Annotated in this window: 13 protein-coding genes; 11 read left to right on the top strand and 2 right to left on the bottom strand. The window is 39.2% G+C overall.

Features of this window, described 5'->3' with window-relative positions:
- Positions 1–206 precede the first annotated feature (206 nt).
- From CDG77_RS29925 to cbiE, 6 genes are all read left to right on the top strand, one after another.
- Entirely contained in the window at positions 207–530 is a 324-nt protein-coding gene (locus CDG77_RS29925; RefSeq protein ID WP_094332881.1) for a YnfA family protein, read from the top strand.
- A gap of 614 nt (positions 531–1144) precedes the next feature.
- Positions 1145–2569: an ammonium transporter gene (locus CDG77_RS29920; protein ID WP_442946449.1), complete on the top strand. Its 1425-nt coding sequence runs from the start codon at positions 1145–1147 to the stop codon at positions 2567–2569.
- 132 nt (positions 2570–2701) lie between these two features.
- Positions 2702–3559, top strand: coding sequence for an SGNH/GDSL hydrolase family protein (locus CDG77_RS29915; RefSeq protein ID WP_094332879.1), 858 nt, complete (start codon positions 2702–2704; stop codon positions 3557–3559).
- A 95-nt stretch (positions 3560–3654) separates the two neighbouring features.
- The gene (locus tag CDG77_RS29910; RefSeq protein WP_094332878.1) at positions 3655–4863 is read left to right on the top strand and encodes a 4-hydroxy-3-methylbut-2-enyl diphosphate reductase; all 1209 of its coding nucleotides are present in this window, start codon (positions 3655–3657) and stop codon (positions 4861–4863) included.
- A 209-nt stretch (positions 4864–5072) separates the two neighbouring features.
- Positions 5073–5867 (top strand): class I SAM-dependent methyltransferase, encoded by a 795-nt coding sequence (locus tag CDG77_RS29905; RefSeq protein ID WP_094332877.1) that lies wholly within the window; start codon positions 5073–5075, stop codon positions 5865–5867.
- A complete protein-coding gene (cbiE, locus tag CDG77_RS29900) occupies positions 5864–7072 on the top strand; it encodes a precorrin-6y C5,15-methyltransferase (decarboxylating) subunit CbiE (RefSeq protein WP_094332876.1) in 1209 nt (402 codons plus the stop codon). The genes CDG77_RS29905 and cbiE overlap by 4 nt, the downstream gene beginning before the upstream one ends.
- Positions 7073–7432: 360 nt before the next feature.
- Here cbiE and CDG77_RS29895 read toward each other — a convergent pair whose 3' ends face one another.
- On the bottom strand, positions 7433–7618 hold the full coding sequence (locus CDG77_RS29895) for a hypothetical protein (protein ID WP_094332875.1): 186 nt from the start codon (positions 7616–7618) through the stop codon (positions 7433–7435).
- A 663-nt stretch (positions 7619–8281) separates the two neighbouring features.
- Between CDG77_RS29895 and CDG77_RS29890 the strand changes: the two genes are divergently transcribed.
- The 4 genes from CDG77_RS29890 (at position 8282) to CDG77_RS29875 (ending at position 14285) form a co-directional block, all read left to right on the top strand.
- Positions 8282–9793 carry a hypothetical protein gene (locus CDG77_RS29890; protein ID WP_094332874.1) on the top strand — a complete coding sequence of 504 codons (1512 nt, stop codon included), beginning with the start codon at positions 8282–8284 and terminating at the stop codon, positions 9791–9793.
- Between the two features lie 375 nt (positions 9794–10168).
- Positions 10169–11827, top strand: coding sequence for a mechanosensitive ion channel family protein (locus CDG77_RS29885; RefSeq protein ID WP_094332873.1), 1659 nt, complete (start codon positions 10169–10171; stop codon positions 11825–11827).
- Positions 11828–12007: 180 nt separating this feature from the next.
- Positions 12008–13555, top strand: coding sequence for an FAD-dependent oxidoreductase (locus tag CDG77_RS29880; protein ID WP_094332872.1), 1548 nt, complete (start codon positions 12008–12010; stop codon positions 13553–13555).
- A 22-nt stretch (positions 13556–13577) separates the two neighbouring features.
- Entirely contained in the window at positions 13578–14285 is a 708-nt protein-coding gene (locus CDG77_RS29875; RefSeq protein ID WP_094332871.1) for an actin-binding WH2 domain-containing protein, read from the top strand.
- 145 nt (positions 14286–14430) lie between these two features.
- On the opposite strand, the gene CDG77_RS36970 is transcribed toward CDG77_RS29875, so the two are convergent.
- A complete protein-coding gene (locus CDG77_RS36970; protein WP_190234102.1) occupies positions 14431–14589 on the bottom strand; it encodes a hypothetical protein in 159 nt (52 codons plus the stop codon).
- Between the two features lie 308 nt (positions 14590–14897).
- Here CDG77_RS36970 and CDG77_RS29870 point away from each other — a divergent pair, with 308 nt between their 5' ends.
- On the top strand, positions 14898–15086 hold the full coding sequence (locus tag CDG77_RS29870) for a hypothetical protein (protein WP_094332870.1): 189 nt from the start codon (positions 14898–14900) through the stop codon (positions 15084–15086).
- The last annotated feature ends 58 nt before the right edge of the window (positions 15087–15144 follow it).

Genomic DNA, 15144 nt, shown 5'->3' with positions numbered 1-15144 from the left:
TTGGGGGTTAGGGGGAATTATTAAAAAAGAAGTCCTTATCTTGTTTCTCCCCATTCCTTAGTACCGAGTCCCCAGTCTCCAGTCCCCAGTCCCCAATCCCCAGTAACCAATTTGTTCAACAAACTTACTTTAATTAATGACAATAGTTTAGTTAAAAGCGTTAGCGTAATTTTACTGAGTTCGACCTTATTAAAAAATCGATCGTAATGATTAAGTCTCTGCTGTATTTTTTCTGGGCTGGTTTATTTGAAATTGGGGGTGGCTACCTAATCTGGTTGTGGTTACGTGAAGACAAGCCATTTTGGTGGGGCATATTGGGGGGAATGGCTTTAGCTTTCTATGGGGTGATTGCAACTCTCCAATCGGCAAATTTTGGCAGAGTGTATGCAGCTTACGGCGGTGTGTTTATTGTAATGGCAATGCTTTGGGGTTGGAAGGTAGACGGGGTAACTCCAGACCGCTACGAACTAATAGGAGCTTGTTTAGCTTTGGTAGGTGTTTCAATTATCATGTTTGCACCCAGAACTTAAGTAAAAGTACTAAATTATTTTCGACCAATAACTTTTATAGTATTCCCTTTTAAACAGATAATAACCTCACGCAAAATCGCAAAGTTTTTTTTGCTACTAATCGCATAAGCGCACTTATTTAAGTATAAATGCGCTTATGCGAAAGATATAAAGATAATTCACAACATATTTATGTAAATTCTCTGAGAATTCACAAATATTGTAAAATCTCACAAGTATCTTGGTTTGTAATAGTAGGTAACTAAAAATTGGTAATTTTGTAGCGGTTCAAGAAAATGCTATTCTTCAAAAAAAAAGATGTAAATTGCATCACCATACCCTGATTTCAATCTTGGCAACTAAGTAAGTTAACGCGAAAAACCCCAAAAATGTTACGAAACATAAACAGGCTTAAAGCCCTTACTAATGACCAATGACAAATGAGAGACTTTGCCAGTTAGCTTTAATTGCGCCGACCTACTTAATAATCAGGATTATATTTTTGTTAACATTTCCAGAAAACTCCACTTAAGTAACTTTAAAGACAAAAATGTGCGGACAAAAGTAATCAAATGTAGTTAAGTATACAAATTATTGGTGTTTAGGAACAAAAAGAAGTGTTGAAAAAAGTTGTGATGATTGGGGTTATCACCCTACTCTTTTTGGGAGGGCCGCTGATGGGCAATGCTTTTGCCCAAACACCAGCTGCTGTGCCTGCTGCTGATACTGGAGATACGGCATTTATGCTGATTTCAGCAGCGCTTGTGCTGTTAATGACACCAGGATTAGCGTTTTTCTATGGTGGATTTGTGCGATCGCGCAATATCCTAAACACATTGATGATGAGCTTTGTGTTGATGGCGATCGTGGGAGTTACCTGGATTCTCTGGGGTTATAGTCTTTCTTTTGCACCAGGGTTGCCGTTCATCGGTGGATTGCAATGGTTTGGGTTGAACGGTGTCGGTTTAGAGACTCAAGGCTACTTGCCGCATCTGCCTTATGAAGATGTCCTGAAAGCAGGAGACCCCAAATATGCTGATGTCGTCTCTTATGCCGGAACGATTCCCCACCAGGCATTCACGATTTATCAAGCGATGTTTGCCATTATCACCCCAGCCTTAATTTCTGGGGCGCTGGTTGAACGGATGAGTTTCCGCGCCTATTCGCTATTTGTGTTGCTGTGGTCAACCTTAGTTTACGCCCCCCTAGCCCACATGGTATGGGCGAAAGGTGGATTCTTGGGTTTGTACGGTGGATTAGGTGCCCTCGACTTTGCAGGTGGCACAGTAGTTCATATTAGTTCTGGCGTTTCAGCCTTGGTAGCAGCGATCGTTCTTGGTCCTCGGAAAACCCATCCCGATCGCCTTAGCCCCCCGCACAACGTTCCTTTCATTTTGCTGGGTGCTGGCTTACTCTGGTTTGGCTGGTTCGGTTTCAACGCTGGGAGTGCCTTATCTGTTGCCAGTGGAACTTCTGGGAACTTAACAACAAATTTAGCAACAACAGCCTTTGTTGCCACCAATACGGCGGCGGCGGCGGCAGCTTTAATGTGGCTAATTTTGGAAGCAGTTTTACGGGGTAAACCAACAGCTGTGGGAGCAGCTACAGGAGCCGTTGCTGGTTTAGTCGGCATCACCCCCGCTGCCGGATTTGTCACACCGCTATCAGCGATTTTAGTTGGTTTCATCACCGCTTTTGTTTGCTTCTATGCTGTGAGTTTCAAGCATAAGCTGCAAATTGACGATGCTTTAGATACCTTTCCCGTGCATGGTGTTGGTGGGACAGTGGGGGCAATTTTAACGGCCATCTTTGCCACAACTCAAGTTAATGGGGGAGGTAAAGACGGAGTACTGCGTGGTAATTTGGGTGAATTGGGAGTTGAACTAGTAGCAATTGCCGTTGCCTATCTGATCGCAGGTGTTGGTACGTGGATTATTCTTAAAGTGATTGATGCTACAGTCGGACTGCGTGTTAAAGAGGAAGCTGAATTGCAAGGTTTGGATATCAACGAACACGGTGAAGAAGGTTACAACTCCGAGTTTGGCGATCGTCCGACTTAGTAAAGAGAGATGCGATGAATCGCATCTGTACAAAAGGTGGGAGTTGGGATTGAAAGAAAAATCCAAAATTGGGCTGATTTGCGATCGCTAGCGTTAAAATTTGATTCAAACAATTGGTAAATTTCGCTAGTCGTGTCTACTTCTTTTAAAACCTTTCCTATCTGGGCATTTTTCTCGCTGTTAACCAACGGCATCCTAATGTTGGCGGTCATTCTGCTAATCTGGCAACAGCAGAGATTGGCCGCTTTTTTTGGGATAGTAACATCCCCAGAACCAATCAGCCTAAACAACTCAACCAAAATTGCTACACCTGATTTGGGTCGCCGTCACCAACTCACTTACCAAGAGTGGGTAGATATCCTCCAGCAAGAAGCCAAGGTAGCAGCCGATCAACGAACTCCGCATTTAACTATCCTGGCGGGAGATTCTCTGAGTTTGTGGTTTCCCTCTGAGTTATTACCCGAAGGCAAAAATTGGCTCAACCAAGGGATTTCTGGGGAAACCAGCAATGGCCTATTGAAAAGATTGAAAATATTTGACCGCACCCAGCCAGAGGTGATTTTTGTGATGATTGGCATTAACGATCTAATTCGGGGGATAAGCGATGGAGAAATTTTAGATAATCAACGGCAAATTATCAATTACCTCCGAAAGACACATCCCACAGCGGAAATTGTTGTCCAATCAATTTTGCCACATGCAGCAGAGGAAGCAACCTGGAAAGGACGAGATAAACTGTTAGCTGTTGCCAATAGCCGCATTCAGGGGTTAAATCAGCAACTGCAAAGTATTTCTACCAAAAAAGGTGTCAAATATCTCGATTTATATCCCCTATTTACCAACAAACAAGGAAATCTCCGCCGTGAATTTACTACTGATGGCTTACATTTAAGCCCTGAAGGGTATATAGTTTGGCGTTCTGCATTGCAGATTTATAGCGAAATCGAATTAAAATCCCAGTCTCAGCGGCCTTCGGGGGGAAAAGGTTAAAGGACAAAAAGAAGTAATATCTTTGAATACAACTTTGTATAAATCGCGGCTTGGCGCGAGAAAATAAAAAATAGTGGTTGAAGTAGACAAATCTAATGGATACAAAAGCTTTTAAGCGCAGCCTGCAACATTCAGAAAATTACAATCGCAAGGGCTTTGGTCATCAAGCGGAAGTTGCCACGCAGTTGCAATCTGAATATCAGAGTAACTTGATTCAGGAAATTCGCGATCGCAACTACATCCTGCAACGGGGTGATGTGACAATCCGACTAGCACAAGCCTTTGGCTTTTGCTGGGGTGTAGAACGGGCTGTGGCCATGGCCTACGAAACTCGTCAGCACTTCCCCACAGAACACATCTGGATTACTAACGAGATTATCCACAACCCTTCTGTAAATCAGCGAATGCAGGAGATGGAAGTTGAATTCATCCCCATTGAAGGAAAGAATAAAGACTTTTCTGTTGTTGGCACTGGGGATGTAGTGATATTACCTGCTTTTGGGGCTAGCGTTCAAGAAATGCAGATCCTTCACGATAAAGGCTGCAAAATTGTTGATACAACTTGTCCTTGGGTATCTAAAGTTTGGAATACAGTAGAAAAGCACAAAAAAATCGATTATACATCAATAATTCACGGTAAATATAAGCACGAAGAAACAGTCGCTACTAGTTCCTTTGCTGGCAAGTATTTAATTGTGTTGAATTTGCAAGAAGCAAATTATGTTGCTGACTATATTCTTAATGGTGGAAACCGTGAAGAATTTCTGACAAAATTTGCTAAAGCTTGTTCAGCAGGATTTGACCCCGATCGAGATTTAGAAAGAGTTGGCATTGCTAACCAAACTACAATGCTTAAAGGCGAAACTGAGCAACTCGGCAAACTTTTTGAGCGGACTATGTTGCAGAAGTATGGCCCCACCGAGTTAAATCAGCATTTCCAAAGCTTCAATACCATCTGTGATGCCACCCAAGAACGCCAAGATGCAATGTTGGAATTAGTGGAACATAATTTAGATTTAATGGTAGTAATTGGTGGATTTAATTCATCTAATACTACTCAATTGCAACAAATTGCTTTTGAGCGGGGAATTCCTTCTTATCACATTGATACTGTTGAACGGATTAAATCAAGAGATTCTATAGAACATCGACAATTAAATGGGCAATTAATGACTACAGAAAACTGGTTGCCAGATGGTGAAATTGTCGTAGGAATTACTTCTGGTGCTTCTACCCCAGATAAGGTAGTAGAAGATGTGATTGAGCAGATTTTTGCTGTGAAAGCAACAGCCGCACTCGTTTAACAGCTAATTTGCTTTGCATATTAAAATTTGCTCAATATCTTGTGGGGTGGGCATCTTGCCCGCCCTAATTATGCAACTTAAATGCCGATTAGCTTATCAGCTATCAAATTCGTAGTAAGGACTAAATTCCTTATTTTTCAAGCACTAAATTCCTTACTATAACCCTCAAAACTGTTCACTATTTTAAAAAATTGTGAGAAATTCAATAAATGGCTATTTATGAGCAAATTGGCAAAAGCTATGATTTGACTCGTCGCGCCGATCCTGAAATTGCTGCCCGATTAGCTGTTCACCTTCAGGTAAAATCAGATGCTTCATATCTTGATCTGGGATGTGGCACTGGAAATTACACGCTAGCTTTAGCAAAAAGTGGTGGTATTTGGCATGGAGTAGACCAGTCAAAAAAGATGATTGATGCTGCTACAAATAAGAGTAATATTGTAGCCTGGCAAGTTGCCGAAGCTGAAGCTTTACCTTATGCAGATAAGACTTTTTCAGGTGTGTTATGCACGCTAGCGATACATCATTTTGTTGCATTAACTCCTGCTTTTCAGGAAATTTATCGTGTCCTGGCGGCTGGTCGTTTTGTGTTATTTACTGCTACACCAGAGCAAATGAGTAAATATTGGTTATTCGAATATTTTCCAGAGGCTATACATAAATCTGCTGAACAGATGCCAAGTTTAGAAAAGGTGAGATATGCTCTCAAGGAGGCAGGTTTTAATTCAGTAAATATCGAACCGTATTCTATTTCAGAAAATTTGCAAGACCTATTTTTATATAGTGGTAAATATCGTCCTGAAATATATTTAGATGAAAATATCCGTTCTGGAATTTCTACATTTGCTTTGCTAGCTTCACCAGAAGAAATCGCCGCAGGGTGTCAAAGGCTAGCAACAGATATTAATACAGGATGCATCACAGATATTGTCAATAAATATGAAAACAATCACGGAGATTACTTGTTTGTAATCGCCGAGAAAATTAATCACGAATTAGCATGACAGAGAAATGGCTTTCTATCGTCGGCATTGGAGAAGATGGGTTGCAGGGGTTAAGCGCGATCGCTCTTTCCCTAATCACTCAAGCTAAAGTACTTGTCGGAGGCGATCGCCATTTGGCAATGCTGCCTACAGACGATCGACGTGAAAAACTAGTCTGGACATCCCCCATTAGCGCGTCTATAGACGAAATTATTCAGCGTCGGGGTCAATCAATTTGCGTACTTGCAAGCGGCGATCCCATGTGTTATGGCATTGGTGTAACTTTGATGAGGCGAATTCCCGTCTCTGAAATGACGATTATCCCCGCACCTTCAGCCTTCAGTCTCGCCTGTGCCAGGGTGGGATGGTCTTTAACTGAGGTGGAAACTTTGAGTTTGAATGGTCGTCCATCCTCCTTACTCCAGTCCTACATCTATGCGGGAGCTAGGCTGTTGATTTTGAGTGAAGGAAAGGACACACCCGCCATTGTTGCCGAAATTTTGACAAATCGTGGCTATGGTGGTAGTAAAATTACCGTATTGGAGCGCATGGGTGGCACTCATGAAAGAATTGTGTCAGGTACGGCTGCATCTTGGAGTGAAACTGAAATTGCGGCTTTGAATGCGATCGCAGTTGATTGTATTGCTGATGCTGGGGTTATCCCTTTACCAAGATTACCAGGATTACCAGATAACGCCTACCACCACGATGGACAGTTAACTAAACGTGAAGTTAGGGCAATCACCCTAGCAGCTTTGGCTCCCACACCGGGAGAATTATTGTGGGATATTGGCGCGGGTTGCGGCTCAATTTCTATCGAATGGATGCGGAGTAATGCTCGGTGTCGAGCGATCGCGATCGAACAAAATTCATCTAGACTACTATATATTGCCGATAATGCTGCAACTCTCGGTACTCCAAGTCTACAAATTATTGAAGGGAAAGCACCCCATATCTTAAAAGACTTGCCTGCACCAGATGCGATTTTTATTGGCGGTGGGGTAACAGCAACAGGACTTTTTGACGTTTGTTGGGAAGCATTGCAGGCGGGTGGACGTTTGGTGGCAAATGTCGTGACAGTAGAGGGCGAGCAAACTTTATTTCAATGGCATGAACAAGTCGGTGGCGATTTGACTCGTGTTGCCATTCAACGGGCTGAACCTATTGGTAAATTTTTGGGCTGGCGAGCAATGGCACCTGTGACGCAATGGGTAGTTGTAAAATAACAAGATTTGTGAGGGATTTAAAAACGTGCCAGCTAAATCCTTGAGTCATTTTGTCAATAATAAGACCTAAATATCAATAAAGCCCAAAGTAATTGGATTAATTCCTACTTAACAGTACCAGCCTAGAAACTAGCTGACCGTTATATATGTCAAAATGTAATTAATTATCTCAAGAAATTTGAGATATTTACTCTAATTAATTCTTATACAATCGACTATTTGAGTAATGAATAATAGCTATTATTTTTTATCTATGAATTAACTGTTGGTTTCCTCAATAGTCATCATTAGTTTTTATTTATTGACATAAATGAGAAGAGACGCAATCAGTTGCGTCTCAACAAGTCAGCGAAGTATCATTTACACTTCAGTAATTTTCTCAATCTGCCAAAAAACAGAAATAATTGCAGGCGCTTGCTCAAATTCGCTGATGGGGGCAGGTTTCATGTCCCGGTAGTCCAGCAGTTGGACTAAGATCAGGTAAGCGATCGCTAAAATCACTGAAATCGCACCTGTAAGAATAGCAATTATTTTTGAACGTTCCATCAGTCTTTCCTGTAATACAAGTTATTGTTCTGTGTCTATATCCACATTAGGGACTTCCAATTAAAAAAATATCCAATTTTGTAGGGTGCGTTAGCGACAGCGTAACGCACCGCCAGATATCTCGGTGCGTTACGGCTTTCGCCTAACACACCCTACTGTATATTTTATTTTTTGGAAGTCCCTTAATACTTGAGACACACACTTACCGATATACATTATTATGATGGGCTATCAGTTAAATAGTAATCAATAGCTGTTCTTGATAAACAACTCGATTGCGAAAAAGACCTGCAAAATCACTTTTGAACTACTTGCTTGATATTTGGACGTTAGTAAGCACCCTTTCACCATTTATCAAAGTAATGGTTTAGATTTTGCACCGCTCTATCTATCTTTACATAGTTGAGTTTTTTCACACCCACCTACTTATTAAAGCAATATATAAAGATAGGGTTTCGATTACACCGCAAGCCTTTGCAAAGTCTAAAAGGTGTGATAGAACATAGCAAAGTTAAGAACAAAATTAAGTACCAAAAGACTCATAGCTATTCGCTATTAGAGCTTTTCGACATCATAATTGATGAAGAAGCTACATAGTTGCTGTTATCTTGTTAGGATATTAACTACTGCAATATATTCACTTAGATTTAAATTAATAATTTCATGATTCGTATTGCTAAATTAAATAAAATTGACTTTATAATTTTGATTATTATTGTGATAATTGGTCTTGTGCATTTACCTTTTCCGTTTGACGGAGATCAAGCATTTTTTAGGCTAGGTGCTTGGGAAATGCAACAAGGAAAGGTACTGTATCGTGATTTTTGGGATATTAAGCAGCCGGGAATTTTCTGCTTTTATTTTTTAGCAGGTACTTTGTTTGGTTTTGATGAGATTGGCATCCATGCCTTTGAACTTATTTACATGTTATTTTTTTCGATAATATTGCAGCTAACTCTAAAAAGCTATTTTCGGCATCAAATAATTGCAAGTATAGTACCTTTGCTAACAGTTGGTGTTTACTATATTGTTTCAGGTGCTTGGCAGCTTACTCAAGTAGAAGCACTGGTTGGCTTTCCTTTATTCCTTTGTCTGTGGCTAACATTTAAGTGTTTTAAAAATGAAGGTAAACAAAGATTTTATCTACTTTTAATGTCAGGATTTATTGGGGGAATTGTCCTCCTATTTAAATTACTCCTTCTGCTTATCTTACTTTCGTTTTGGCTGACTATATTTATGTATTCTCTGTTAATTAAACGAGAGAAAATTAAAAAAATATTTATAGAGACTTGCTTGCCAGTTTTTATAGGAATAATATTTCCTCTTTTAGTCGTTGCCAGCTATTTTATCTGGGTTAATAGTTTTTCAATAGTGTATGAAACATTTTTTATCTATCCACCCCTTATTGTTTCTAATGCCGAGTTTCATAAAATTGAGTTGATTTTGGGAATAAAATGGTTTTTGCAGAATTTTTACCCTTTAGTTTTAATGGCTGCTGTTGCAGTATATGTATCCTTGCACAAGTCTAAGAATATATTGACTTTGCTACTTTTTGTTTGGTGCATTTTTGGTTTGGGTGTTATTATTCTACAACGAACAGCATTGTGGGAATACCATTATTTACTATTGTTTGTACCCATAGGGATTTTAGCAACTAAAGGTTTAGATATATTATGGGAGTCTTTAAAAGAATTAAGGTCTTTACTCCCGACAATTTTACTCATATTTTTATTGTTATTACCTTTATCATCCACTCTGATAAAAAAGACTGTTACCCTGATCGACAATAACTTTGCTTTAACTGAAGATACACGATTAAAATATCAGACTGTTTTTAGAAAAAAATATCCATCTCTTCATTCAGAGGCTAAGTTTATCTCTCAGTCAGGAAGTCTTCCTGGTGATATTTATGTAGCTGGAGATCCATCTATTTACTACTTATCTGGTCGGATTCAAGCCACAATATTACGTGGTTGGGCACTTGAATATTTTTTGCCTGAACAATGGCCAAGACTTATAGAGCAGTTAGATTCATCAAAACCTCCTTATATCTTTATCGATTATGAACCCCAGACTATAATCAAAGAAAATTTTCCCAAAATGCTGGAATTTGTTGAGCAAAGATACCAGGTTTTACGTCAAAATAATAACGGTATTTGGTATATCATCAAATGATACAGCAATTTGTAAGTAAGTGAGGTAAGTAGAACAGGGTAAATAATTAAAGGTTTGTAGTGAGAACTTTAGTTCTCAAATCAGGACTAAAGTCCTTACTACGAACTGATTTTCGCTAAAATTACATTACTTTACATAGTTTGTTTTTTTCAAGTCGTTCTACTTAGGTATAAAATGTAGGACAAGAAATCAGATGAAAAGAGTTTCTATCTCCTGCTTCCAGCAAGAACTGCCTCAAAGCTTTTATGCAAAACTGTACTAAGTGAAACTAGGAAAGCGTTCTTGGGAAGATATTTACGAACATCTTGATTCAACGATTACAATTCCTGTTCGTTTAGAAGGTTAATTTGACTGCAAAAGAAAAGGTAAATACCAATGATTTATAACCTTATCGCCCAAGCGGCGGAATCTACATCAAAAGTGCCGTTAGTACCACAAGTACATCCGACCTTACCAACGAGTACACAAATTAGTTATTTTTTCTACACATTTGGTGCATTTATAGTTGTTGGCTTCATACTCTACATATTATTATTTTATTTTTTGCGAGCGTTTTTTCGCCGAACAGAAAAAGATACAGCCCTACTTATCCTTGGCATTTTACAAATTCCTGCTATAGCTATTTTTCTTTTTGCTAATCTCAAACTCTCACTGACCCAACTAGGATCGGGAGGAATCATAGATTGGATCGATCGAGGACTTACGGCTTTACTAATTGCTACTGTCACCTACTCCATATCTCTGTTGTTTACGGAAGCAGTAGTTTCCTACTTGAAAGACTACGCACGGAAAACTGAGGCTGTATGGGATGATGTATTAATCCCACTTCTACAAAATTTTATCCCAGTCATAATTTACTTAATTGGGATATCTCTATTTTTTAGCACCCTTGGATTTGATTTAACTGGAATCGGTTTAGCCATAGGTAGCATCACTGTAGTTTTAGGATTGGCAGTAAAAGATATTTTAAGCGATTTTTTTAGTGGATTGGTATTGTTAGTTGATACGCCCTTTAAATTTGGTGATGTTATCGCTATGCCAAATGGTTCAATAGCAATTATCAAAAATATCGGTATCCGAGTAACTAAGCTATATCTGATTAACGAACATTGCGAAGTATATACTCCAAATACATCTTTGGGAAGTCAAAATATCATCAACCTCAGTCGTCCTACAACTCACTACGCTTATACAATTAAGGTGTCAGTCAGAGTAGATGCAGATGCAGTGGTAGCAACAAATATTCTGCGGCAAATTATCATTGGACATCCAGACACATTAGGCAATATCGATGAGAAAATTCAGTATTTGGAAAGCTTTGCGGCATTGAAAGAAGCCGAGGGAGATAAGCTGTCAAAAAAAGAAGCAGGGCGTTTGCGTTTACTAGTTGAAAAAGAGGTGAATAGTCACATAGAGAAGATTGAAGAATCCTTTGAGGTTTTTGTTAGACAAATTAAACAGTTAGAGAAGGGTGGATTGACTTCAGAAGAGTTGAAAAATATCCAGCAAAGCTACCTAGAGATATTGAATCTTGTAGGGCTGGTAATTATCACAGAAAGAAAGGGTAAACGGGTAAAATCCTGGCTAGACGAAGAACAAAATTCATCTAGAAAACAGTTAATTTTTTTAATCCGAGAATGGTATAAAACTTGGTTAGAAGACCCTGACTTAGTATTTGAAGATCAACGTATTTTGCCCGATGAATGGGAGCAAAAAATTGACATTCTCAAAATTAAGTTAAATAAATTATTTCAAAAAATTTCCAATCCAGGTGTAGATGAAACAAGATTAGATGACTACTCTTTAAAAGTTGTAGAATGGCTAAATGACAGTTTTAAAGAATCTAATGTTGCTTGGAAAGAGCCACAAGTTCAGTTAACTGATATCCAAGGTTCTGGTATGCAATTTTCTGTCAGGTTCTACGTTGATAATATTCAGTTAGAACACTGGCGGCGTGGCGATCGCGTACAAAATGAGGTACGCCGAGAGATGGTAAGGCGGCTGAGACAAGCTTATATCTACACACTAGGATGAGGGAAGAGTTGAATTGAAAAGAATTAAAGACTAGGCAAAAGACTGCAAAAACAGCCATCACCGTGTTGAAAGGGATATTTATAGGCTTACCTGCGATCGCAAAATTATTCGATTTGGGACAAAGGTTTAATTCCAGCAAAGATACGATCGATACTAGTAACTCTGCTGGCATTAAACCCTATGTCTTTAACCGAAGAAATTCTTTCCCAATTACCAAACGATGTTTTAGGAGGATTGCGTCAAAGCGATCGCATCCTTACATCTGTGCGAGAAAACACCGCACCCACACCACAGTTAGTTAAAGAAAATCAACAACCTTTAGGCGTTGTAGACTTCGATGTACTTATCTGCGGTGGTACCTTGGGCATTTTAATTGGTTGCGCCTTAGCTGTGAAGGGGCTGCGGGTGGCATTGATGGAACGGGGAGTTTTGCAGGGGAGGGAACAAGAATGGAATATCTCTCGCAAAGAACTAGATGTATTTGTGGAATTGAACTTGCTGACTGAGGAAGAATTATCAAGTGCGATCGCCACTCAATATAACCCAGCGCGAGTTAGTTTTGATGGCGGTACAGAAGTTTGGGTAGAGGATGTTTTGAATATCGGCGTAGATCCAGTTTATCTGCTGGCTACATTGAAAACCCGATTTCTCGCCGTTGGTGGAAAGTTGTTAGAAAACACACCCTTTACCGAAGCAATGGTTCATCCAGATGGGGTGATGGTAAATAACCAATTCAAAACTCGGTTATTAATCGACGCGATGGGACATCTTTCACCCATCAGCCAACAAGCACGCCAAGGCAAAAAACCAGATGCACTGTGCTTAGTTGTGGGAAGTTGCGCCCAAGGTTTTCTGGAAAATAACTCAGGCGACTTGTTATTATCATTTACATCCTTGGAAAATCAATGTCAGTACTTCTGGGAAGCCTTCCCAGCCAGGGATGGTAGAACAACTTACTTATTTACTTACATGGATGCACATCCCCAACGCTTGAGTTTAGAAGCTTTATTTGAGGAATACCTGCGTCTCCTACCAGAATATCAGGGAGTGGAATTGAACAAGCTGAAATTTCAACGGGCCTTGTTTGGTTTCTTTCCCACCCATCGCCAAAGTCCGCTAAAAACCCCTTGGAATCGCATTCTACCAGTGGGAGATAGCAGTGGTAGTCAATCTCCCTTGAGTTTTGGTGGTTTTGGGGCAATGGTGCGTCACCTGAAGCGTTTAACTTATGGCATTTACGAAGCACTAGAAACAGAACAATTATCTGCAAAAGCCTTAACACTGCTGCAACCCTATCAGCCAAGTCTGACTGTTACTTGGTTGTTTCAAAAGGCGATGAGTGTTAGTGTAAATCAAAAAATTGCCCCAGATCAAATTAACCAACTACTCTCAGCAGTATTTCAGGAAATGCAGCAGTTGGGGACACCAGTGCTAAAACCATTTTTACAGGATATAGTACAGTTTTCGGCACTAACGCAAACATTGTTAAAAACTGGTTTATCTCATCCGGGAATAGTTGCCAAGATCGTTCCGCAAGTAGGTGTGGCAAGTTTGTTAGATTGGATGTTACATTACAGTAATTTAGGTGTCTACACTGCCTTGTTCTCGCTAAGTCCAATGCTAGAAACATGGATTAATAATCAACCAAATGAACAACAATATTATTGGCATCGTTTGATCGATGCCTGGAAGTATGGTTCTGGCGGTGATTACTCAGATGAAACTTGAATAATATCTCTGTGAGGCGAATATGATTGAACGGAAATCTTCAGGAATAAAATACTTTGCAGTGCTAATTGGATTCCTGCGCGATCGCCAAGGATTTCTAGAGGAAGTTCGCCAAGGGACGAGATTACCAAATAAAATCATTTCTCTGCTGGTTTGCAGTTCCTTATTTCTCGCGGCTTATGGCGGAATCATTGGTGCATACCATAGCTGGATGCAAGCTTTGTCTTCTGCCATTAAACTCCCAGCCCTTTATTTAATTACACTCCTGATTTGTATCCCGACATTGTTCTTTGCTAATATTATTTTTGGTTCCAAGCGGACTTTTGCACAGCACTTAGCATTAGTATTGACTGCTGTTTCAGTTACGAGCGTACTTTTATTTAGCTTTGCACCAATAACTCTGTTTTTCTTAATTACCACCAATAATTACCAATTTTTAATTCTGCTCAATGTATTCATCTTTGCATTAACCGGATTTATTGGAATTTCGTCTTTATATCAGGCTACAAATATAGTTTTAGAACAAGACAATGAAGGTACTAAGACGCGCGGTAGAATTGTAAAATTTTGGCTATTTCTTTATGCTTTCGTAGGCAGTCAGTTAGGATGGACTCTCAGACCATTTTTTGGCACACCTGGTTCGGCTTTTGAACTATTCCGCGAAAGGGAAGGCAATTTCTATTTGAGTGTAATTCACACTATTACCTATCTCTTAGGAATCCGTAATTAGTAATTACTAATTTAACAAAATATCGAATATACAAAATCAGTTTTTTGCTCAATTTAGGTTCATTTTTTTACAATCTATCCCACATTCAACACGTTGATGTGTCACAATCAGTAATTACGAAATAGAAAGTCAAACCAGAATAAAATCAGACCTTTGCTACTACCCCCGCCTTTGGGACAACACCAGCACTACACCTGGTAGATTGGACATCACAAACCAGCATAAGTTCATGGATAAAATGCAATATACTCGCCCGTCGTATGCGATCGCAATAATGCTGCTCTAGAGTAATCCAGAGCAGCATTATATTTAGGTAAGTAGGAAATGTCTGTTATCTTCATCTTTGCTTAAAGAGAGCAACAGTAAAAATATAGTTTCTTTATATAAAGTGTATATGATTACAAAAATTTGATAAGGGGCTAGTAAGGATGGATATTATCTTCATTTTTTATCAGTATAAATGACTTGTTTAACCTCATATTGATTCAAAAAGCCACTCAAATATTCTTTGGATAATAAGACAAAAATCTAGTGATTCTACCCTGTTATTTAGTAGGAAAAAATTCGATAATTCCTGTAAGAAGAATAAAAAACGGAAAGACTAAAATCATTATGAGTTTTAAAAAAATTGCTTGGCTCGCTATTTTATCTACAATTGCTTCTATTAGTTATGCTGGTTCAGCAAATGCTTTAGGATTTACATATCACCCTGGATCTTACCGACAAGCTACAGAACTAAATGAAGGTGTTTTTTCTGAGAATGTTAATAAGGATGGTTATACCCCACATTCCGCACCCTAACTGTCACAAAGGGGTTTTTACGGAGGATTTTTCTCGATAAAAAGAGTAAAATCAGACA

Origin of the sequence: Nostoc sp. 'Peltigera membranacea cyanobiont' 213 (assembly GCF_002245975.1) — a bacterium.
Taxonomy (GTDB): Bacteria; Cyanobacteriota; Cyanobacteriia; order Cyanobacteriales; family Nostocaceae; genus Nostoc.
The sequence above is the reverse complement of the archived record's forward strand: the minus strand, read 5'-3'. Positions and strand labels throughout refer to the sequence as shown.